This is a genomic window from Desulfogranum mediterraneum DSM 13871, assembly GCF_000429965.1.
GTDB classification, from domain to species: domain Bacteria; phylum Desulfobacterota; class Desulfobulbia; order Desulfobulbales; family Desulfobulbaceae; genus Desulfogranum; species Desulfogranum mediterraneum.
The window spans coordinates 56,915-77,884 of sequence record NZ_AUCW01000018.1 but is presented as its reverse complement, the minus strand read 5'-3'; the positions used below and the strand labels follow the sequence as shown (position 1 = coordinate 77,884).

17 protein-coding genes are annotated in these 20,970 nt (G+C 59.3%); 7 read left to right on the top strand and 10 right to left on the bottom strand.

Going from position 1 to position 20,970, the window contains the following annotated elements:
• Positions 1 to 211: 211 nt before the first annotated feature.
• Entirely contained in the window at positions 212 to 544 is a 333-nt protein-coding gene (gene cutA, locus G494_RS0109765) for a divalent-cation tolerance protein CutA (RefSeq protein WP_028584395.1), read from the bottom strand.
• Positions 545 to 964: 420 nt separating this feature from the next.
• On the opposite strand from cutA, the gene G494_RS0109760 reads away from it, so the two are divergent.
• From G494_RS0109760 to G494_RS0109750, 3 genes are all read left to right on the top strand, one after another.
• Entirely contained in the window at positions 965 to 1,759 is a 795-nt protein-coding gene (locus G494_RS0109760; protein ID WP_028584394.1) for a type III pantothenate kinase, read from the top strand.
• Complete coding sequence (locus G494_RS0109755; RefSeq protein ID WP_028584393.1) at positions 1,756 to 2,697, top strand: S66 peptidase family protein; 942 nt, start codon at positions 1,756 to 1,758, stop codon at positions 2,695 to 2,697. The genes G494_RS0109760 and G494_RS0109755 overlap by 4 nt, the downstream gene beginning before the upstream one ends.
• Before the next feature lie 95 nt (positions 2,698 to 2,792).
• Positions 2,793 to 3,446 (top strand): hypothetical protein, encoded by a 654-nt coding sequence (locus tag G494_RS0109750; RefSeq protein WP_028584392.1) that lies wholly within the window; start codon positions 2,793 to 2,795, stop codon positions 3,444 to 3,446.
• A 49-nt stretch (positions 3,447 to 3,495) separates the two neighbouring features.
• On the opposite strand, the gene G494_RS0109745 is transcribed toward G494_RS0109750, so the two are convergent.
• From G494_RS0109745 to G494_RS25370, 3 genes are read right to left on the bottom strand one after another with little or no spacing between them, the layout of a single operon-like run.
• A complete protein-coding gene (locus G494_RS0109745; RefSeq protein WP_051305574.1) occupies positions 3,496 to 4,419 on the bottom strand; it encodes a TPM domain-containing protein in 924 nt (307 codons plus the stop codon).
• A 19-nt stretch (positions 4,420 to 4,438) separates the two neighbouring features.
• On the bottom strand, positions 4,439 to 5,035 hold the full coding sequence (locus tag G494_RS0109740; protein WP_028584390.1) for a LemA family protein: 597 nt from the start codon (positions 5,033 to 5,035) through the stop codon (positions 4,439 to 4,441).
• A gap of 57 nt (positions 5,036 to 5,092) precedes the next feature.
• The gene (locus G494_RS25370; protein ID WP_051305573.1) at positions 5,093 to 8,017 is read right to left on the bottom strand and encodes a DUF294 nucleotidyltransferase-like domain-containing protein; all 2,925 of its coding nucleotides are present in this window, start codon (positions 8,015 to 8,017) and stop codon (positions 5,093 to 5,095) included.
• A 366-nt stretch (positions 8,018 to 8,383) separates the two neighbouring features.
• Here G494_RS25370 and G494_RS0109730 point away from each other — a divergent pair, with 366 nt between their 5' ends.
• Positions 8,384 to 8,824: a PilZ domain-containing protein gene (locus G494_RS0109730; RefSeq protein WP_028584389.1), complete on the top strand. Its 441-nt coding sequence runs from the start codon at positions 8,384 to 8,386 to the stop codon at positions 8,822 to 8,824.
• A gap of 103 nt (positions 8,825 to 8,927) precedes the next feature.
• Here G494_RS0109730 and gmhB read toward each other — a convergent pair whose 3' ends face one another.
• From gmhB to rocF, 6 genes are all read right to left on the bottom strand, one after another.
• Positions 8,928 to 9,533, bottom strand: a complete 606-nt coding sequence (gene gmhB / locus G494_RS0109725; protein ID WP_028584388.1) for a D-glycero-beta-D-manno-heptose 1,7-bisphosphate 7-phosphatase — start codon at positions 9,531 to 9,533, stop codon at positions 8,928 to 8,930.
• A gap of 24 nt (positions 9,534 to 9,557) precedes the next feature.
• Positions 9,558 to 10,610, bottom strand: coding sequence for a lipopolysaccharide heptosyltransferase II (gene waaF / locus G494_RS0109720; RefSeq protein ID WP_028584387.1), 1,053 nt, complete (start codon positions 10,608 to 10,610; stop codon positions 9,558 to 9,560).
• Complete coding sequence (locus G494_RS0109715; protein WP_028584386.1) at positions 10,610 to 12,370, bottom strand: YcaO-like family protein; 1,761 nt, start codon at positions 12,368 to 12,370, stop codon at positions 10,610 to 10,612. The genes waaF and G494_RS0109715 overlap by 1 nt, the downstream gene beginning before the upstream one ends.
• 42 nt (positions 12,371 to 12,412) lie before the next feature.
• Entirely contained in the window at positions 12,413 to 13,642 is a 1,230-nt protein-coding gene (locus G494_RS0109710) for an EAL and HDOD domain-containing protein (RefSeq protein ID WP_028584385.1), read from the bottom strand.
• A gap of 1 nt (position 13,643) precedes the next feature.
• Positions 13,644 to 14,213, bottom strand: a complete 570-nt coding sequence (tsaE, locus tag G494_RS0109705; RefSeq protein ID WP_208597658.1) for a tRNA (adenosine(37)-N6)-threonylcarbamoyltransferase complex ATPase subunit type 1 TsaE — start codon at positions 14,211 to 14,213, stop codon at positions 13,644 to 13,646.
• A gap of 113 nt (positions 14,214 to 14,326) precedes the next feature.
• Positions 14,327 to 15,247, bottom strand: coding sequence for an arginase (rocF, locus tag G494_RS0109700; RefSeq protein WP_028584383.1), 921 nt, complete (start codon positions 15,245 to 15,247; stop codon positions 14,327 to 14,329).
• A gap of 116 nt (positions 15,248 to 15,363) precedes the next feature.
• On the opposite strand from rocF, the gene G494_RS0109695 reads away from it, so the two are divergent.
• From G494_RS0109695 to ptsG, 3 genes are all read left to right on the top strand, one after another.
• On the top strand, positions 15,364 to 16,464 hold the full coding sequence (locus tag G494_RS0109695) for a putative NPN-dependent ornithine cyclodeaminase (RefSeq protein WP_028584382.1): 1,101 nt from the start codon (positions 15,364 to 15,366) through the stop codon (positions 16,462 to 16,464).
• A gap of 159 nt (positions 16,465 to 16,623) precedes the next feature.
• The gene (ptsP, locus tag G494_RS0109690; protein WP_028584381.1) at positions 16,624 to 19,164 is read left to right on the top strand and encodes a phosphoenolpyruvate--protein phosphotransferase; all 2,541 of its coding nucleotides are present in this window, start codon (positions 16,624 to 16,626) and stop codon (positions 19,162 to 19,164) included.
• A complete protein-coding gene (ptsG, locus tag G494_RS0109685) occupies positions 19,161 to 20,945 on the top strand; it encodes a PTS glucose transporter subunit IIBC (protein ID WP_035246090.1) in 1,785 nt (594 codons plus the stop codon). The genes ptsP and ptsG overlap by 4 nt, the downstream gene beginning before the upstream one ends.
• The last annotated feature ends 25 nt before the right edge of the window (positions 20,946 to 20,970 follow it).

Genomic DNA, 20,970 nt, shown 5'->3' with positions numbered 1-20,970 from the left:
ACAGATCTCAAAACCGCAGGTACAGCTCCAACAAAAGGGTTTTTCTTCTTGACAGCAGTGACACTTATATGCTTTACGGCGTCTTCTCCGCCGAGGCGAGGCGCTCTCAGACATGGGGCTCCATCTGGGTTTTAGGAACAGGGAACGATCCCCGGAATGGGGGCATGGAGTGTTAACACCGGCCACCGCCTCCCGTTGAAGCTGCCGCTCCCTACGCCTTCTCCGGACTCTGCAGGGCCTGCTCCAGCCATTGCAGATAGGCGGCAGAGCCATCAACCAGGGGCAGGGCGATGAGCTCGGGCAACTCATAGGGGTGGACCTCGTCCATGAGTTGCTCCAGGGCAGGAAAGAGATCTGCTCTGGTTTTCATGGTACAGAGAAACTCGGTTTCCTGTTCCAGCCTCTCCTGCCAGCGGTAGATGGAGTTGCAGGGCGCAATCTGGACACAGGCGGCCAGGTGTTTCTCCATCACCTGGTGGGCCAAGCGTTGGGCATCGCCCTCGGCTGCAACAGTGGTCTGCACCTGGATATAGAGCTGAGACATCTGGTCCTCCTCTTGGTGGGGCCGGCCGGCGGAGCTCGGTGCAGGAGACGCCTGCGCCAAATCCTTTCCCCTTGCCCCGGGGACGGGCTGCAAATAATTAACGCAACAATAACAAATAGATAAACAGGAGAAACTTTCAGATCAGGCTGGTCCTTGCCGAAAAAATATCATTCGCCAAGAGGCCCTCAAGCTGGAATTATTTCTCAAAGTGGAATATCTTAACAACCCCAGGCTAAAAAGACAATTATTCCCAGGAAACCTGGCCAAATTACTTGAACCCTGCTCAACTGCAGGGCCAACCCCAGGCCGGTCGGACAGGGACGCTGTCGTCGGCCGCCCCTGTATCGTTTCAACCACCCCATGGCCGGAAAGCAGCGAGACAACCAGTTTCCAGCCTTACCCTTAACCGCAGGTGATTACATGCTTTTTGCCGTTGATGTCGGTAATTCCCACACTGTCAGTGGTATACTGCATAACAACAGATTTATTGCAAACTGGCGCCTCCAGTCCAGCCAGGACCGGACCGCCGATGAACTGGCTATCCGCTACCATGCCCTCTTTCAGATGGCCAAGATCGACCCCAAGACCATCACCGGCTTTATCGTCTCTTCGGTGGTCCCTACCCTGGAAAGCAGCTGGTTCAACTTTGCCGAAAACTATCTCAATCTGGATCATCCCCCCCTGGCCGTGAATCATCTGCTCAACCTGGGCGGCCTGGAGATCAAGATTGAAAATCCAGCCGAGGTAGGCGCCGATCGGATCGTCAATGCCGTAGCAGCCTGGGAGCGGTACCGCTCTGCCTTTATTGTGGTCGATTTCGGTACGGCCATCACCTTTGACTGTGTCAGCAATAACCAGGAATACCTGGGCGGCACCATCCATCCCGGTATCGGCATCTCCCTCGATGCCCTGGCCTCGCGCACGGCCAAGCTGCCCCGTCTGGATATCGATGTCACCCCGGAGAACCCCATAGGCACCACCACGGTCAAGGCGATCCATTCCGGGATGCTCTATGGCTTTGGTGGCCTGATCGATCGAATGATCAAGGTCCTCAGCAGGGAGCTGGTCAGGGAGGGCGAAGAGGTCCGGGTCATCGGCACCGGCGGCATGGCTGAGCTGATCAGGCCCTATGCCCAGAGCCTCACCGATATCGATACCCAGCTCACCTTAAACGGTTTGAAGCTGCTCCATGAACTCAATACGAGCAAGCGATGAATCAGAGACCCCTCTTACCGCCCCGTCTGCGCAGGGGTGACACCATCGGCCTGTTCTGCCCTGCAGGACCAGTCAGAAATATGCGTGCCTTTGAGGACGGGGTCCGGCTGATCAGGGACTTTGGTTTTCAGGTCAAGGTTCAGGGCCCTGTCCAGGCCAACCATCCCTACCTGGCCGATGATGACCGCTCAAGGGCCGGCAACCTGCTCGCACTCTGGGCAGATGACACGGTCCAGGCGGTGATGGCCATCCGGGGCGGCTATGGCTGTCTGCGGCTCTTACCCCATCTCCCGCTTGAAGCCCTGCAGCGCAATCCCAAACTGCTCGTCGGCTTCAGTGACCTGACCGTACTGCTCAACGGGCTCCTGAATGGCGCCAACCTGGCCACCATCCACGGTCCGGTGGTCACCTCCCTGGCCCGTCATGACCAGGAGAGTGTCCACCAGCTGTTTGCACTGCTCAGCGGCGAAATCCCCGAGTATCTGCAGAGCAGACAGCTGGAGATCCTCCGCGGCGGCACCGCCCGGGGGCGACTCAGCGGCGGTAACCTGACCACCCTGGTCCATCTCCTGGGTACCCCCTGGGACGGCTCCTGGGAGAAAAAAATTCTGGTTCTGGAAGATACGGCAGAGTGCGGTTATCGCCTGGATCGGATGTTGACCCAGCTGGCGCTCAGCGGCCGGCTGGAACAGCTGGCCGGTCTGATCCTGGGAACCTTTGATCCGGGAGATGATCGGCAGCTGGAATGCCTGCGCCTCCAGGAACAGGTCTGGGAGCGGGTTCTGGAGCTGACCCAGGGCCTGGGGCTGCCTATCTGGGGGAACTTTCCCCTGGGCCACCAGCAGCGTAACCAGGCACTGATCATGGGCATGGAGGCCACCATGGATTCCTCAAGCGGCAAACTCCGGCTCCACCCCCAATCGGTGCAGGCCCTTTAGAAGAATGGAAGAATGAACCGGAAGATGAATGCGACCAGCCTAGAGGCGCCTCTGCAGAGCCCAGTCATGATGATCTTTCCCAGAGCGACCAGCCCATGTTGAAACGCTACCTGCTGACCCTGGTGGGTTTCCTCCTGCTTTGCCTCTGCTACTGCCTCACTCTGGTCCCCGTACTGTTGGCCGGGGCAGCCCTGGAGGGCAGGACCTACCTGCTGACCCTCTGCTCCTGGGGATTCCTGGTCCTCTGCTCCCTGCCCCCTGCCTTTTCCCTGCTCATCGGCAAGATCTGGTTCTTTCCGGGCCAGGGCGAGCCCTTGCCCCTGGAGGAACTGAAGAGCCTGCTCCTGGACATCAATGCGCTCAACGGGCCAGTCCGGACCAGGGAGCGCCGCAAGAAGCTGATCATCAGCTGGCATCACCAGGACCAGGCCTGGCGCAAGCACCTGGAACGGGCCGGCTTGAAGCGACTCTATGAACTGCACCTGGTCTTTCAGCCGGCCACCCGGACGGTACTGGTCAGTGATCGCTTTCGCAGGGTCAGCTTTGAGCCGGGTACGGCCCGGGCCAAGACCGCCCTCTTTGCCCGGCCAAGGCCCATGCTCCAGCTCAAACGCGGCGAGCAGTGGAATTTGGAGGCCTACAGGGGCAGACAGGCCCACGATTTTGAGTTCCGGCCCAGGGAAATCAAGTCGCCGGTGATCGGCACCATCCTCAACAGCGGCTGGAACGTCCGTTTTCGCTGCTGGTAGCCTCTCCGACCGGTCGAGGCGATACAGGGACTACAGCAGCCCCGAATCATCACCACTCCCCAGAGGCACCGCCGCCACCGGAGCCACCGCCACCTCCCCTTCCTGCCCCCCGGGAAGTCTCTGCCCTGCCCTCCTCTCTCCCCTCTCCATTCAGCCGGGATCTGTCCACAGAGTGGTTGGCAGAGCGACGCGGCCCGTCCGGGCGCCCCTGGCGCCGACCACCGGGCTTGCGACCAACAGAGAACCTGAGAGCGCCAACCGCCATCAGCAGTCCACCAAGGGCTGCAGCAGCCGCCACAGCGGCCAGGGCCAGGCCACCCTGGATAAGAGGCGTTACCAGGGCTAAGAGGGCCCCATAGCCTCCAGTTGCCAGGCTCGCCAACAGCGGCCTGCGTCGAAATATCAGGCCTAAAAATGAGATCCCTGCCAGGGCGGCGACCATTACCCCAAAAAGGTCACCGCCCGGTTCCTTAGCCGGCAGAGCGACTCGGCTGAACTCGCCTCTGACGGTCAGGATCATGGCCTCCATCCCGTCCACGACCCCCTGCTCGGCGCGATTGTCCCGAAACGCGGGCACCATGATCTCCCGGATGATCCGACCGGCAACGAGGTCGGTGAGCACCCCCTCCAGGCCGTAGCCCACCTCTATCCTGATTTTGCGCTCCTTCACGGCAACCAACAGCAGGGCCCCGTTGTTCAAGCCCTGTTGACCGGGCTGCCACCGCTCCACCACCTCAAGTGCATACTCCTCAACCGATGCCCCCTGGAGCGAGGGGACGGTCAGGAGGAGCAGCTGGCTGGAATCCTCTGCCTCCAGTTGTACCAGTTGCTGTTCAAGGAGTTGCCTCTTCTCAGGGGAGAGCAGGTCGGCATGATCATTGACCAGAGCAGTCAGGGGAGGCAGTGAGAGCAGGGCCAGCGCAGGCCAGCTGAGCAGGAGCAGCAGCGCGGCCAGGGACAGGCCCCCGAACACCGGTCTCCTTCCAGCCCCTCTATGCCCCATTGAAGTTGACCTGGGGGAGCGGACCTGCCTGGGGCGTGGCCTGAAAGTACTCCTTGCGCTCAAGCTGGAGGAGATAGCGGTTGGTGAGGTTGGCCGGGAAACGGCGAAGTCCGCTGTTAAAGATCTCCACCGCCCGATTGTAGCGTTGGCGGGCCACATTGATGCGGTTCTCCGTACCTTCCAGCTGGTTCTGGAGGTCGAGAAAGTTGGCGCTGGCCTTGAGCTGGGGATACCGCTCCACCACCACCATCAGGCGGGACAGGGCCGCAGTCAATCCTCCCTGGGCTGCCTGGAGCGCCTCCATGGCCGCAGGGCTGCTCAGCTCCTCCGGCCCCAGCTGCAGCGAGGAGGCCCTGCTCCGGGCTGCGACCACGGCCTCCAGGGTTGCCTGTTCATGGGCTGCGTAGCCCTTGACTGTTGCCACCAGGTTGGGGATGAGATCGCTTCTGCGCTGGAGGTTGGCCTCGATATCTGCCCAGGCCTTGAAGACCCCCTCCTCCCTGACCTGCAGTTCGTTATAGCCACAGCCGCCCAGGCCAAGGAGGATGCAGAGGATGATCATGGAGAGGGATGGGGTGCGGTACATGGGTTCTCCCTGTTGTCACGCCTGGCCGAACTTTCCCTGGGCGCAGGCTGCTGCGGCTCAGACCTGCTTGAAGTCAAAGCCCATCTTGGTTTGAAAATCAGCCACCTGAACCAGGGCCTCACGCAGGAGCACCTGCTCCATCTCGGTAACCAGTTTTGGATTGATGTAGTTGTCCGGCTCACGGTTCTCGCCAAGGGCAAGGATCTGGTGCTTGAAGCGTAACTCCAGCAGGTACTTGTAGACCATGGTCAGTTCCTGACACTCCTTGTCGCTGAGATGTCCCTTGGCCAGGAGTTGGCGAAAGCGGGCAAAGGTGTTGGTCTGGCCGATCCCATACCTGAGGGCATAGATCCGGGTATAGTCCACCAGCGGAGTCATCGCCTTCTTGATACTGAACTTCTCCCGGTGTTCACCGCTGGATTCCACCACTATATTTTTAAAGATATTCAGGGGAGGCTTGGACTGGAGACAGTTCTGTGCCAGGTGATAGAAAAACAACGGCCTCTTGGCGGTAAGTTCATGGAGATAGCCACGAAGATTATCCACCAGTTCCTGGTCGCCATAAACCCAACGGAAGTCAAAAAAGATCTTGGTGTCGAGGAGATCGGCAGGTTCCATGGCCGAGACCCAGGTCCGGAAGTACTCCTCCCAGACCGATACAGGTTGACACCACTTAGGATTTTTGGCCATGACCTCACCCTTGCAGAGGGCATAGCCGGCCTGGTCCAGCCAGGTACAGACCAGCTCACCCATGGCATGGAAATAGTCGGCTGTGCTGTCCGCCGAGGCAGAGTCGACATCCTCATAGATCAGGGCGTTATCCTGATCTGTGACCAGGGTCTGTTCCTCCCGCCCCACACTGCCCAGGGCCATGAAGGCGAACCTGCAGGGAGGCTGCCCCAGTTGGTCCACGGCCAGGAGGAGACATTTTCGCATGATGGCCTCGGCAACCGCCGAGATGATCCGGGTGAGGTTGCGGGCGTCCGGGGCACTGTCGAACAGTCGCTGGACCAGCCTGGGCAGGCGATCGCGCAGTTCGGCCAATTGCAGGGGACTCTCGATCCGCTCTATGTCGCTGATCAATTTTGTCAGAATATACTGCTGATTCTTAAGCAGGTTTTTGGCACTGATCACCCGATAATATGCTCCCGTGGCATCGCGGACCAGGAGATGATCCACCCGGTTCTCCAGCATCTTGACGATCCCTTCAAAGACCAGGGCATCGGCGGAGATGCCGATCAGCGGGGCGCTCATGATGGTGGACACCGCTGCACTCGAGGGCAGGCCTGCGGCGACCACCCGTTCACGAATATCGTTGTCGGTAAGGATCCCGATGGGCTCTCTCTGGCCGTCGGCCTGGACCAGGATGGCGCTTGAGCCGGCATGCACCATGAACCGCGCAGCCAGCTCGATGGAGGTATCCAGCTGACAGCAGGGAATGGCCACGGCATGGGCACGGTGTATCGGTTCATTCTGGAAGAGCAGACTGGCCTGGAGCTCACTCAACAGCCCCTCCCGCTCCTGTTCCCTGCGGTAGCGCTCGGTGATATCTTCGACCAGACCATCGCAGTAGGCCTGCCTGCCGCTTTCGTTGCACACCACGACTCCGGTCAGCGACAGGGTCAAGCGCGCACCGCCAGGCTGACTGTGATCCAGGATCATGTCGCTGACTCTCCCCTCGGTTCGCAGGGTCTGCACAAAGAGCTGATACTTTGCCGGATCTGTGAAGAGTTGCTTCAGGGTAAGGGAGAAGAGCTCTTCCCTGGAGGCCATACCAAAGATCCTCGCAGCCGCAGGATTGGCCTCCACCAGGACCTCCTGATCCCCGAAGGTGGTACGAAAGACACCGATCGCTATGTTATCGGTGAGGTGCTCAAACTTTTCCTGCCTGGAGCCAAGCTCCTTGTCGATCTGTTTCTGGGTGCTGATATCCTTGATAATCAGGATAACGCCCTGGCGGCCGCCCATTTCAATGGGTGAGACAGAGAGCAGGGCATCAAAGGTGGTACCGCACTTATGGCGTATAAGTACCTCCAGTTGGCCCTGCTCTCTGAGGGAGAGGATCTCGCTGACCCGGCTGATACCAGGACCGGGAAGCGGACCAGGCACGATGAGATCTGCCAATCCCAGATCGATAATCTCCCGCTCGCTGTAGCCGCTGATACGTTCCAGAATTTTATTGGCATAGATGATCTGTTGATCGATGATCATCATCACCCCTTCGGTGGAGGCCTCGACCAGGGTCTTGTACTTTTCCCCGGCCTCACGCAGGCGAGCCTCATTCTCCTGACGCCTGGCTTCGATCTTCATGCTTTCCCTGGTGATCACAAAGAGCAGCGAGGCGATCACCAGGGTTATCGCCAGGGAGCTCCCCAGCAGGCGGTTGGTCAGTGAGCGGATCTCCAGCCGGACATCGTCCAGGTAGATGCCGGTGCCGATAATCCAACCCCAGGGCTCAAAATTTTTCACATAGGAGAGCTTGGGCACCAGCCTGGCAGGCTCATCCTTACTCTCCCAGAAGTACTGGACATAGCCATCGCCGCTGGCCTTTGCTATCCTGACAAAGTCAACAAAGAGGCGGCGTCCCTCCTGGTCGGTATAACTGTTGAGATCCTTGCCGATGAGGTCGGATCGATAGGGGTGCATCAGCATCCTGGGGGTCAGGTCCATAACCCAGAAGTAGTCTTTGATCTCATCACCATAACGGAGATACTGGATGTAGAGCAGGGCCTGTTCCTGGGCCTGACTGCGGCTCAAGCTGCCGTTTTTTTCCAGATTCTCGGCCTTGTCGATGATGCTCCATGCTGCAATGGAGAGTTCCTTGATCATCTCCCGTTTGGCCGACATCATCGATTTTTCCAGGCTGGGCAGGATCAGAAAAAAGATCACCGCCACAAAGAGGGTGATGGCAAACAGGGAGGGCAGGATGATGCGGACAATAAAGGGGCGCCAGACACGTACATCCTTTTGCGGGGGGGACATACATCCTCCTTGGACAGTGGACTCAGCTCAGAAAAGGGACAGCTCAAGCTCCGCCGCCCTTTCTCTTGGGGCTCTGCTTCGCCGTTGACCGGGCTGTATCCGGAGTCAAAGGACAGCTGGAGCAGGGCGACGGCAGGCGCAGGGGACTACAGGATGATGGCTCAAGGTGATTTCCCGATACCCCTTGGATTCCGTGGACAGTTGTTCTATTAAATACTATACTTTTATCTATTTCCACCACAATTTATCAGGGGAGCTTCTCTAGGTCGAACCAGGGGGGGCTGCCCTGATCCCTGCCAGCTAATAAGAGCGCTGGCAATGGCGGTCAGAGTCCCAGAATGGGGCTCCAGAATCCAAGGGGGACAGATGTTTGGCAGATCAAGAAGTTACGACGTCAAGGGCGGCAGGATTCGGGTGGTCTGTGCCCGATGTAAGGCCATCCGCTATGTGTCGGTCTCTTCCTCTTCGCGGAGGAAGACGGTGCGCTGCAAGTGCGGTAAATCAGGGGTATATACCCTCAACTATCGCGGTGCACCGAGGGAATCCATCCGCGGCAGGGCTCAGGTTATCATGGGCCAGCAGCGTCAGATATCGGTCCAGCTCAACGATATCTCACCAGGTGGCATCGGTTTTCGCACCAGGGGCAATGCCCGGATGTTCAAGCTCAACCAGGAGTTGAACATCAAGTACCGTTCCAGCACAGGGATCATGAGCCAGCGCAAGATCCGGATTCAGAATATTGCCATCGACCGGGTGGGCGCCCGCTTTATCGACGGCCTGGGGCGTTTCAACCAGAGTGTCCTCTAGGCTAGCTGACGGGCTCCCCGGCCCCAGCCTCCCCTGACCGATCCGGGGTGAGACGAGAAGCCATCTCTGGGATAGGGGCACAGCCGGCAGTTTGCCAACCAGTCTACTCTTCAGCTCCCCTCAGGGCTAACTGATTGCTGATCCAGGAAACGGCCTGCTGCAGATCCGTAGCCGTATGCTCTGGCTGTACCGCCTGCTGCGGCCCGATATATTGGGCATCACCCCGACCATAGCCGGTGAGCACCAGCACCGGGCTTGCGCCCACGGCTGCTCCGCAGCGGAGATCCGACCAGCGATCCCCCACCACAAAGGAACGTTTCAGATCCAACTGCAGCTCTGCTGCAGCCTGTTCCAGCAGGCCGGTTTTGGGTTTACGGCAGTTACAGGCAAGGCGGTAACGGGCTTCCTTGGCCTCCGGGTGATGGGGGCAGATGTAGATCCCGTCCACATGGGCGCAGGCCTCGGCCAGCTGTTGCTCCATCTTCCGGTGTACCTCCTCGAGCAGGCTTGCCGGGAAATAGCCCCTGGCAAGGCCCGACTGGTTGGTTACCACCACCACCGGGATCTGGAGCTGATTCAGCTCGGCAATGGCCGCAGCCACCCCCGGGAGCAGCTGAAAGCGGGAGATATGGTTGATATAGCCCATCTGTTCATTGATGGTGCCGTCGCGATCAAGGAATACGGCGGGCTTGAGAGGTCTTGAGGTCATGGTCGTCTGCTCATGGGGCGGAGGTTAGGGCAGGAAGGTGGCTGTGGCGGCAAAGACCTCGTCCACCCCGATCAGGCGCAGACACTGGAGGTGCTGCTCCGGGCAGACAGGTTGTTTGCAGGGGCTGCAGGCCAGGGGCCTGCGGATCACAGAGCTTCGCTGGGAAAAGGGTCCGGTGGCGATGTGGTCGGTGGAACCGAAGATGGCCACCAAAGGCACCTTCAGCGCCGCAGCCACGTGCATCAGGCCCGAATCGTTGGTGACAAAGGCCTGACAGAGCTCTATCATCGCCATGGCCTCGATCAGATCGGTCTTGGCGGTCACATCGATCACCCGTTCAGGATGGTCCACCGCCTGCTGTATCTGCCTGGCCGCCTCGTTATCGGCAGCGGTCCCAAAGACCACCACCTGACCGTCCAACTCTGTGACGATCCTGGCTGCCAGGGCCGCATACTTTTCTGCGGGCCAGCGCTTGGCAGGGCCATAGGCCGCACCGGGATTAAGCCCCACCAGGGGCCTGTCGGCAAAAACACCACCACTCAGCTGCTCCAGTTTTTCCCGGGCCTGGCGGCTGATTTCCGCGGGAATAAAGAGTTCCAGGGCATTGGCCCCCGGGCTCATCCCCAGGCCGGCCACCATCTCCTGGTAATAAAAGACCTGGTGTCTGGTGTGAATATCGGGCCTTTTCCGCACCCGGTGGGAGAGGAGCAGACTGCGACCATCGGTGGTGTAGCCGGCCCTGACCGGAATTCGGGCCACCCTGGCCAGGAAGGCTGCTTCAAAGGCATTCTGGAGCAGGATGGCACAGTCAAACCTCTCCCTGCCCAGTTCCCTGCCCAAGCGCACCGTACCGCCAACACCCTGGTGGCGGCCCTGGCGATCATAGCTGATCAGGCGATCCACCCTGGGGCTATGGCGAAAGACATCACTGACCCAGGGCAGGACCAGCAGGGAGATTTCACTGTCGGGAAAATGCTCGCGGATGGTCCGCACCGCCGGGGTAGTCATCACCGCATCGCCGATCCAGTTGGTGGAACGGATCAGGATCTTTTCCGGATCTTGGGGTAAGGGACGCATCAACTCTGACCAGCCCCTTGCCCAAGGAGGAGCCCCTCCAGCCGCTCCAGGGCAAAGGCGATGGCAGGATCCAGACCAAGGGCGATCTGATACTGCTCGATGGCCTCCTGCCCCTGCCCCACCATCTCCAGGTTGAGAGCCAGGTTGGCGTAGTCGATGGCAGATACCGGGTTCAACTCCACGGCCCGGGTAAAATGATGAATCGCCTGGGGATACTGCTCCAACTTATAACAGCAGACGCCGACGATGTTATGCATATCAGGCCGTTCCTCATCCAGTTCCAGACCCTGGCCAATGGCGGCAGCAGCCGCTTCATACTGTTCCAGGTCCTTGAGGCAGCTTCCCTTGTAGGAGTAGAGGTAGGGGAGGTCTTCCTCATTGGGGTCCGCAGCCAGGGCCTGCTCAAAGTAGTTGAGGGCGATCTCCAGCTTGCCGCTCTCATAGGCATCTCTGCCGCAGTAAAACATCAGGTAGTAGGCGCTGGGCAGGAGTTGCTGCATGGCGTCGAGTTTGGCGGACAGGGCGGCTCCCTCCAAGAGCTGGGAAGCCAGCTTGGCGGCAAACATGGCCCCGTCGCCGCCCATGGCACGCTCGCGGAAATGGGCGCCCGGGATGATGGTGTAGATGGCCGGAATCTGCAGTTCCGGATGCATGGTGTCCACCACATAGACGTCGGTCCCCATCCGGCGGACCGCAGCCACGCAGTTTTGCACCTCCTGATAGATATCCGAATCATCCACATCGACCATCTCTTCCAGACGGATACGGCGGCTGCTCCGGACCACATGTTCCACCTCTGAAAGCTGCAGCGGCTTGGGCAGACCGCTGGCCACATAGTTGGAACCGGAGTTAAAATCACCGGCCAGCTGGGCCACCTCGGTCAGGGCCCTGATCACCGCCTTGGTGGCATCCGGGGTGGTTCCGGCGGTATAGACGATCTCGCTCTTCTCGGGAAAGGTGGCAGGGTCCCAGGCCAGGGCTCCCACCGTGGGGATGCCGGTATCCAGGGAAAAATCGTTGAGAACGAGTTCGATATCATGGGCCTTGAATTTTTCGAGCAGGCCCCGGGCCACCGGGTCGGTGATGGAGTCCTGATCGATGATCGGTGTAACCAGCTGGTCCCGGGAGATAAGGGCACAGACATGGCGTTCGATCACCTCGCTGATCCCCTGAATCACCGCCTCCTCATAGGTATTGCCGGCCGACGGCCCGTTGAACTCGTTAATGGCGTAAAACCAGCTGAACGGGATCAGGATGAGCTCCATATCGGAGAGCCTGGTGGCCCAGGTCCAGAGTAGGGGCAGACCGGTCAGCAACTCGGCCAGGGTGGCCTCAGAGGTGGAGGTATCGTGGACCGACTGGAGCAGAACCTCCAGGGGCAGGAGCGGATGACCGGCAGCCTCCATCTGCTGGTAGTCGCCGACCAGGAAATTATCAGGATTATCTTTAAAGCTGAAAAAACTGAATCGTTCCCCCAACTCCATGCAGGCACTGGCCCTGGACTGTTCCGGGGTAGAGCCCTTGCCCATCTGTTTTTTATTGCCGATGGTCCGGACAGCATCGGCACCGCACACCGAGAAGTAGACCGGAATATCCAGCCGCCCGTTATCGATTCGTTTGACTTCCTTTAAAATATCCAGGTTGGTCGCCTTGAGACGCGCCTGGAAACGCTGAACCGTCTCTTCAGGACTGCAGGCCTTATCCTGGTCATAGGTGTATTGCTTCTTGCACGGTTGCAGAGGGAGTTGTTGCATCTTCATAAAATGTCTACAGGGAGTGTTGGGAAAAGAGGGTTACAGCCACTAGGTGTCTGGCATTTCTTCACTGAAAAGATCGGCCCACTTCAGGGCCTCAAAGTAGAGGGTGACCATGTCTTCACTGCTGACCCCTATCTCTTCGAGATGCTGCAGACACTCGTCCAGGTTACCTGTTTCATAGGCCAATATGGTACATAAAAATGGCGCCAGGGGACCGGAGCGGTCGCTGAGGGCGGCATTCAGGTCCGGTGCCAGCGATAGTTTGGCCAACAGATCCTTGATCGGGGTATCCAGCATGGCCTCTAACAGGGAGAAGAGGCCCAGCAGGAAAAGCTCGGACTCATCGTAATCAAGATGACTCTTTTTGGCCAGTAATTTAGAGAGCTGTGCCCTGACCATGGCAGCCCTGATCAACTCCGAGGTCTTGGTCACTGCCAGTTGAGAGGTCACCGCCAGGCAGACGAACTGTCTGGTGCCCGACTCCCCCAGGTAGGAGAGTGCATGGCGGATGGACTTGACCTTACTCACCAGGGAGTAGAAGGCGGAGTTGATATAGAGGAGCAACTTGTAGGAGAGGGCCACATCGGCGGAGATCATCTTCTCCACCCGCTTAAAACTGAAGTCAGGGCGGTTGACCTCTGCCATCAGGGTCAGGAGAGAGACCGCGGCTATATCCAGCTTCCGTCTCCTGATAAGCTCGGGTTTACTGAAAAAAAAGCCCTGGAAAAAATGGAAGCCCATACCAAGAGAGCGTTCAAACTCTTCATAGGTCTCGATCTTTTCGGCAAGAAACTTAAGCTTACCATGGCCGCGGTAGCGATCCATGGCCCCCTGAATCTCCTCCAGGGAGGCGGCCTGAAAATCGACCTTGATAATATCCACACAATCCACCAGGGGGTCCAGCCTCTGATCAAAGTTAAAGTCGTCCAGGGCCAGGGTGTAGCCGTGACGCTTCAGCTCCCGGCAGGCTGCAAGCACCGGCTCGCTGGCAGGGACATCTTCCAGGATTTCGACGATACAGTACTGTTGCGGCAGTTGGGTGGGGGTGCCGTCCAGGAGATGCTTTTCGGTAAAGTTGATCAGGGCCTTCTTACCGGCGGTGATCGTCTCCAGGCCGATGTTGATCAGGGCGTGAGCCAGCACCGTGCTGGTGGCGACCTCACCGTCAAAGTTTTCGGGAAAGACATTATCCAGGTTGCCCCGGTAGAGGATCTCATAGGCGAACAGTCGTTTACGGCGATCAAAGACAGGCTGCCGGGCAAGGTAGTTATGCATGCTACTCCATGGCACCGGGGAGGCTCTTGAGCCGCTCAAGCTCCCTGCATCTGAGCTGCCAGCTCTTTCCATGACAGATCAGGGTCAGGCGACGTCTCTCTTCGTCGACCATGGCCAGGTGGATTTCAAGGTACTGGTCAGGAAGCAGCGAACCAAGCCGATCCGGCCATTCGATCAGGGTCACCCCCTGATGGTTGAGGTAATCCAGGAGACCCGCGCCCTCCACATCCTCCTCACCGCTGAGCCGGTAGAGGTCCATGTGATAGACAGGCAGTCGGCCGGAGTATTCATGGAGCAGGGCATACGAGGGGCTGGAGACATACTGGTCTGCTCCGACCTCCAGGCCCTGGGCAATCTGCTGCACCAGGGTGGTCTTGCCGGCGCCGAGTTCTCCCTGGAGGAGAAGGAGATCGCCTGGGAGCAGCATCCCAGCCAACTGTCGGCCGAACAGGGAGAGCTGGTCAAGGTTCATGGGCCCGGGGCAGCTGAGGGGCTGGTTGTCGTCTGTTCGCATGTCTTTACAGTGGCCCTGGTAAGCCCCAGGGAGGCTTGCCGTGTTTCCTGGCTGCATCTCGTTTCATCCTGTCATTCATCTCTTCTCCATCCCTGAATTGGGAGGGTTCACACACTATACCCAATTTCCCCTGAAAACGATATCATTTCGAGCACGCTTTCCCAGAGATCCTATAAAATCCGCATCCCCAGGACAGAGGCAATGAGCTCCACCGCAAAGACCGCACTCTGGTTGCGACTATCCACAATGGGATTGACCTCTGCGATATCCATGGAGGCCAGACAGCCGTATTCTGCTATGGTTTCCATCAGTAAATGGGCTTCCCGGTAGTTTAAACCGCCCGGCACAGGGGTGCCGACCCCCACGGCAACTTCGGGATCTACGCTGTCCAGGTCGAAGCTGACATGGAGGTGTTGGACGCGACGGGCCAGGATATCCAGCACCTCATCGATAATCTCGGCCAGGCCGCGGCGGTCAATATCGGTCATGGTGTAGACCATCACCCCTGTTTGGCGGATGAGCTCACGCTCGCCAGGATCTATCCGCCGTACAGCAATCAGGGCCGTATGTTCCGGGGCAACTTTCGCGCCCGGAACATGGAGGTTAACCAGGCCGGGGTGACCATAGCCCAGGCTGGCGGCCAGAGGCATGCCGTGGATATTACCCGAGGGGGTGGTGGACTCGGTATTCATATCCGGATGGGCGTCTATCCAGAGCACCCCGGGGGTAGAGCCCCTCTGCCGACAGGAGGCGGCGACTCCGGCGATACTGCCCAAACCGATGGAGTGATCGCCGCCGATGCAGAGGGGCAGACGATCAGCGGCCAGGGACTCCTCCACCATGCCGGCCAGAATTTCCGCCCGGCGGACAATCTCCTGGAGGTACTTGAGCCTGGGGTTGTCCACCAGGAGTCGCTCCCGGATCTCGATGGGGATATCCCCCAGATCGCTGACCAGGTAACCCAGTTGGCCCAGCCGTTCCCGAAGACAGGCGATCCGCAGTGCCGACGGGCCCATGTCGACCCCCCGGCGATCTGCCCCCAGATCCATGGGAAAGCCAATCAGGTCGATACCGGTTTTGCTCGTGGTCATGGCAGTTCCGTCACCTTATCAGGCCAGTGAGTGGTTGACATTTCAGCGTTAACAACGCACAATTGCTCTAGAAGCTCCCTTCCTCCATGGTAGCCCACAACCCGATGAGGTGTGAAGTGAATTTTTCTCTCCCAGGATATACCCCGCCCGATTTCTCCACCCCCCGGCTCAGCACCGCACCGACAGCCACCTTCACGCCGGTACGCCGACACGGGGTTGCCCCGGAAGGGTACCATGCCACCACGGTCTTTCCAGAATACTTCCAGCTGAGCCCTGGCCAGTGGGTCCTGGCAGCTCGGTCCCGGATGGACTGTGTGGTGGTGCTGGCCGAAAAGGAGCTCCTGGTCAAAGAGTTTCGCAACCTGCGCCAGGGCGACCTGGTGGCGGTCGGCCGCAGCGAAAACGGGGAACAGGGAATCTATGTCCACACCCAGGGCTTTGCCGGGCCAGACCAGTTGGACGACAAGTTTGCCTTCCGCTCCAACCGCACCAGGGAGACCTCGTTCAGCATCGACTATGACCAGCTCTACCAGCTGCTGGATCACGAACGCGACCAGGGCTTCATTGTCTGGGTGCTGGGTCCGGCCGTGACCTTTGACCATGACGCCAGGGAGGCCTTTTCCCGGCTCATCAAGCTTGGCTATGTCCACGCCCTGCTGGCCGGCAACGCCCTGGCCACCCACGACCTGGAGGGAAGCCTCTTTGAAACCGCCCTGGGCCAGGAACTCTACCACAAACGGGCGGTTGCTGACGGTCACTATCATCATCTGGATACCCTCAACACCATCCGCAGGGCCGGTTCCATCCAGGCCGCCATCGACCAGGAGCTGATCACTGAAGGCATCATGCACAGCCTGGTCTGCTCCGGGGTGCCCTATGTCCTGGCCGGCTCCATCCGTGATGACGGCCCCCTGCCGGAGATCTTCGGCGATGTCTACCAGGCCCAGGACGCCATGCGCCGCTATACCTCCCAGGCTACCACGGTCATTGCCCTGGCCACCCAACTCCACACCATAGCCGCCGGCAACATGACCCCCTCCTACACCCTTACGCCCCAGGGTCAGGTCAGGCCGGTCTACTTCTACTCGGTGGACATGAGCGAGTTTGCGGTCAACAAACTGTCCGACCGGGGCTCCCTCACCGCAAAATCCATCCTCACCAATGCCCAGGATTTCATGGTCACCCTCCTGCGAGGCCTCCGGGAAAGGGCCTCCTGATCTTTCGGCTCCCTTGAAGTTCGGCCTGCAGACATAATCCAGCTCATGCCTTCTTTCCAATACATCATCCGAGCCAACGGCTCAGAGGATTTTGCTGAAGCGATAGTCGCAGGTATCAAGTGCAGTGTGAGTTTCTAACCCCTTCGCAACGAGGTCCTTATGCAAAAAGTGCTTGTCAAGGCGCCCCTGTCCGGCGTCATTTACCCCCTGGAGCAGGTTCCTGACCCGGTATTTTCACAGAAACTGGTTGGAGACGGTATCTCCATCGACCCTGTCAGCGACCAGCTCAAGGCTCCCTTTCCCGGTGTCATCTCCCAGCTTCACCGTGCACTGCATGCCGTTACCCTTACCCACGACTCGGGCCTGGAGGTGATGATCCACATCGGGATAGACACGGTTACCCTCAAGTCCAAGGGCTTTAAGGCCCTGGTCAGGGAGGGACAACGGGTTGAACAGGGAGAGGTGCTTATCACCTTTGAAAGCGATTTCGTGGCCACCAATGCCAAGAGCCTCCTTACCCAGATTATCCTGACAAACGGTGAAATCGTGGAGGGGGTGGTGAGGGCGGCAGGCTTTGCCGTAGAAGAGCAAACAGACCTCCTCACCCTCACCCTTGCCGAGGGGGCTGCTGCCGCAGTTGAACCATCCGGTCGGCAGCTCATTTCCGAGGCGGTTATCATCCCAAACACCACCGGCCTCCATGCCCGACCTGCTGCAGTACTTGCCGGCCTGGCAAAAAAATTTCAGGCTGAAATCGGTCTCCTCAAGGGAGAGCAGAGAGCCAACGCCAAGAGTGTGGTCTCCATCATGAAGCTCAATGTCGCCCACCTGGACAAGGTGCAGATCTGCGCGGTAGGACCCGATGCGGCTGCAGCATTGGAGGAGATCCTGCCCAAGCTGGAGAGCGGACTTGGCGACCAGGGCACAACCCCGGTAAACTCGCCTGCATCCCTGGAAACGACCGAGGACCGGTACCAGCCGCCTCAGCCCAAGAGCGGTGACCCCTCGCTCCTGCTGGGGGTGGTTGCCGCTCCCGGGCTGGCTGTGGGCAAGGCTTTTCAGATCCGGGAAGAGCGCTTTGACTTTGCCGAAGAGGCCGAAGACAGCCACCGGGAAAACGTCAGGCTGGATGCGGCCATTGAAACGGCAAAAAATCAGCTGGAGGCCCTCCAGGCCGCCCTGCACAAACAGGCTGACCCGGCAAAGGCGGCCATCTTTGCCGCCCACCGGGAAATCCTTGACGACCCTGATCTGATCGAGATGGCGCGCAGCCTTACGGCCAAGGGAAAGAGCAGTGAATACGCCTGGCAACGTGGCTACACCTCCTCAGCCGAGGAACTCAGCGGTTTGAGCAACGAGATTCTTGCCGGCCGGGCCAATGACCTCAAAGATGTGGGCAAGCGGGTGCTGCGCATCTTGACGGGCAGGGAAAGCGAAGAGCACACCGTCCCGGAGGATGCCATCCTGATTGCCGAAGAACTCACCCCTTCCTTTACCGCAACCATCGACACCGACCGGGTCAGGGGATTCTGCACCACCACCGGCGGCGCCACCTCCCATGTCGCAATCCTGGCACGATCGCTCAACATTGCTGCAGTTGCCGGCATCGAGGCTGCAGCCCTGGAGATCGCCGACGCCACCCCGCTGATCCTCGATGCCGGCAAGGGGCAGCTCCACATCAACCCCGGCGATGAACGTATCGCCAGGACCCTCAGCGAGCAGGCCGCCCTGAAGGCGCAGCATGAACTGGATCTGGCCCATGCCCATGAGCCTGCAGTGAGCACCGACGGCAAAGCCATAGAGGTGGTCGCCAATATAGGCGGGGTTGGGGACGCCCTTGAATCCGTGCAGATGGGGGGAGAGGGAGTCGGCCTGCTCCGGTCGGAGTTTCTCTTTCTCGAGCGGCTGACCGCACCGACAGAGGAGGAACAGTATGCGGTCTACCGCGATGTTCTCCTGGCCCTGGAAGGCAGGCCCCTGATCGTGCGCACCCTGGACGTGGGGGGCGACAAACCTCTCCCCTACCTGCCGCTGCCCAGAGAGGAGAATCCCTTTCTCGGCCAGCGGGGTATTCGCATCGGCCTTGAACGGCCGGAACTCTTCCGGGTCCAGGCCCGTGCCATCCTGCGTGCAGGGGCCCACGGAAAAATACGGATCATGTTTCCGATGATTGCCACCATCCAGGAGCTTCGGGACGCCCGGGCAATGCTTGAACAGGAACGACAGAAGCTTGGGGCAGAGCCGGTGGAAACCGGAATCATGGTGGAGGTCCCTGCCACCGCGGTCATGGCGGAACAGTTTGCCCAGGAAGTCGATTTTTTCTCTGTGGGAACCAATGACCTGAGCCAATACACCCTGGCCATGGATCGCGGCCATCCGAAACTGGCGGCAAAGATCGATGGCCTCAATCCTGCGGTGCTGCACCTGATCCAGCTTGCCGCCTCAGGTGCACACAGCAGGGGGAAATGGTTGGGAGTCTGCGGCGGCATGGCTGCCGACCCTCAGGCTGTCCCGGTCTTGCTCGGCCTTGGCGTTGATGAGCTTTCCGTGGCAGTGCCCGCACTGCCCTCCACCAAGGCGGTGGTGCGGCAGTGGTCGCTTAGTGCCTGTAAATCTCTGGCCCGGCAGGCACTCGCCTGCTGCTCAGGGGATGAAGTGCGTGAACTTGTAGAAGACTCAAAGCCTGGAGCGTCATCATGAAGCAGTTGTGGAACAGCTCATTTGCCTTCTTGCAGAAAATCGGCAAGGCCCTGATGCTGCCGGTCGCCATTCTGCCGGCCGCAGGTATTCTGCTTGGTGTCGGCAGTGCCGAGTTTGCCATACTTCCCGAGGTGGTCAACAGCACCATGAAGGCCGCAGGCGGGGCCATCTTCGGCAACCTGGCACTCCTCTTTGCCGTTGGGGTCTCCCTGGGACTGACCAAGAATGACGGGGTCGCCGCGCTCTCGGCTACCGTGGGCTATGCGGTCATGGTGGCAACCCTTGGCGTTATCGCCAAAATTTTTGGACTCGATACCCGGATGGTCATGGGGATGGATTCCATCGACACCGGCGTGTTCGGCGGCATCATGATCGGCGGTGTCGCGGCCTCACTCTTTAACCGATTCTACCGGATCAGCCTGCCCCAGTATCTGGGTTTTTTCGCTGGAAAGCGTTTTGTTCCCATTGTTACCTCCTTTGCAGCCATCGGGCTTGCCCTTGTCCTGAGTGGTATCTGGCCGCCTATCCAGCACGCCATTGACGCCTTCTCCCATTTTGCCTCGACAGGCAATACCGCCCTTGCGGTGACTATTTACGGCTTTGTGGAACGGCTGCTCCTGCCCTTTGGCCTCCATCATATCTGGAACGTACCCTTCTTCTTCGAACTGGGCAGCTACACAACCCCTGACGGAGAGGTCGTCCGGGGCGTACTCAACCGTTTCTTTGCCGGAGACTATCAAGCCGGGATCCTGGGGGGCGGCTTTGTTTTCAAGATGTTCGGCCTGCCTGCGGCCGCCCTTGCCATCTATCACATGGCAAAACCGGAAAACAGGGTAAAGACCGGTGGTATCATGATGTCGGCGGCATTGACCTCATTTTTGACCGGCATCACCGAACCCCTTGAATTTGCCTTCCTCTTTCTGGCACCACTCCTCTATCTCTCCCATGCTGTCCTGGTCTCCCTTGCCTTTCTGGTGACCTATCTCCTCGGTGTACGCATGGGCTATTCCTTTTCCCACGGCCTGATCGATTATCTGCTCTTTTATGCCATTGACATCAAACCCTGGTTGCTGCTGATCCTGGGCCCCCTCTTTGCCCTGGTCTATTACGCTATCTTCCGCCTTGCCATTGGCCTCTTCAACCTGAAAACCCCGGGCCGCGAGGAAGCTGAAGTTGACCTTGGTACGGCCAGGGAGGTGGCAGCCGATACCCTGGCCCGGCAGTTGGTCCTCGCCTTTGGCGGCAGGTCGAATATCAAGAACCTGGATGCCTGTATAACCCGGTTGCGCGTTGAAGTGGCGGATATTGGCAGGGCCAGCCCTGAGCGGCTCAAGGCCTTGGGCGCGGCCGGAGTTGTCTCGGTGGGAAGCGGCTTACAGGCCATTTTCGGTCCGCGCTCTGAAAACCTGATGACCGACATGAAGATGTATATGGCAGAGGCCGGTGACGAGGCAGAAATCTCTGAACAGGAGGCACCTTCAGAGATCTCCTACCGGGCCGACAGCGCGACTCCCAGGCTACGCGACCCCATCGCTCCGCAGAAGGTGGCCTCCTGGATCGAGGCACTGGGAGGGCCAGCCAATATACGTAAGGTTGAAATGTGCGCCGCAACCCGGCTGCGGCTCAGCGTGGTGGATATGGAGGCGATTAAGGAGCAGGAATTGACCTCCAGGGGGATCGGCGCGGTGATGCTGGTCGGTGACGACCTCATCCACCTGCTGGCCGGTAACAATGCCGATCAGTACGCAGCAGAGATGGCTGCCCAGATAAGCGCAGCCTGAAGGGAGACGAAAAAGACCCTGGCAC

Bases quoted from the DNA above. Each gene is read 5' to 3' on its own strand.
- G494_RS0109710 (WP_028584385.1), bottom strand. From the start codon at position 13,642: ATGCATAACTACCTTGCCCGGCAGCCTGTCTTTGATCGCCGTAAACGA.
- G494_RS0109760 (WP_028584394.1), top strand. From the start codon at position 965: ATGCTTTTTGCCGTTGATGTCGGTAATTCCCACACTGTCAGTGGTATA.
- rocF (WP_028584383.1), bottom strand. From the start codon at position 15,247: ATGACCACGAGCAAAACCGGTATCGACCTGATTGGCTTTCCCATGGAT.
- tsaE (WP_208597658.1), bottom strand. From the start codon at position 14,213: ATGCAGCCAGGAAACACGGCAAGCCTCCCTGGGGCTTACCAGGGCCAC.
- ptsP (WP_028584381.1), top strand. From the start codon at position 16,624: ATGCAAAAAGTGCTTGTCAAGGCGCCCCTGTCCGGCGTCATTTACCCC.
- ptsG (WP_035246090.1), top strand. From the start codon at position 19,161: ATGAAGCAGTTGTGGAACAGCTCATTTGCCTTCTTGCAGAAAATCGGC.
- waaF (WP_028584387.1), bottom strand. From the start codon at position 10,610: ATGCGTCCCTTACCCCAAGATCCGGAAAAGATCCTGATCCGTTCCACC.
- cutA (WP_028584395.1), bottom strand. From the start codon at position 544: ATGTCTCAGCTCTATATCCAGGTGCAGACCACTGTTGCAGCCGAGGGC.
- G494_RS25370 (WP_051305573.1), bottom strand. From the start codon at position 8,017: ATGTCCCCCCCGCAAAAGGATGTACGTGTCTGGCGCCCCTTTATTGTC.
- G494_RS0109740 (WP_028584390.1), bottom strand. From the start codon at position 5,035: ATGTACCGCACCCCATCCCTCTCCATGATCATCCTCTGCATCCTCCTT.
- G494_RS0109730 (WP_028584389.1), top strand. From the start codon at position 8,384: ATGTTTGGCAGATCAAGAAGTTACGACGTCAAGGGCGGCAGGATTCGG.
- G494_RS0109750 (WP_028584392.1), top strand. From the start codon at position 2,793: ATGTTGAAACGCTACCTGCTGACCCTGGTGGGTTTCCTCCTGCTTTGC.
- gmhB (WP_028584388.1), bottom strand. From the start codon at position 9,533: ATGACCTCAAGACCTCTCAAGCCCGCCGTATTCCTTGATCGCGACGGC.
- G494_RS0109755 (WP_028584393.1), top strand. From the start codon at position 1,756: ATGAATCAGAGACCCCTCTTACCGCCCCGTCTGCGCAGGGGTGACACC.
- G494_RS0109715 (WP_028584386.1), bottom strand. From the start codon at position 12,370: ATGAAGATGCAACAACTCCCTCTGCAACCGTGCAAGAAGCAATACACC.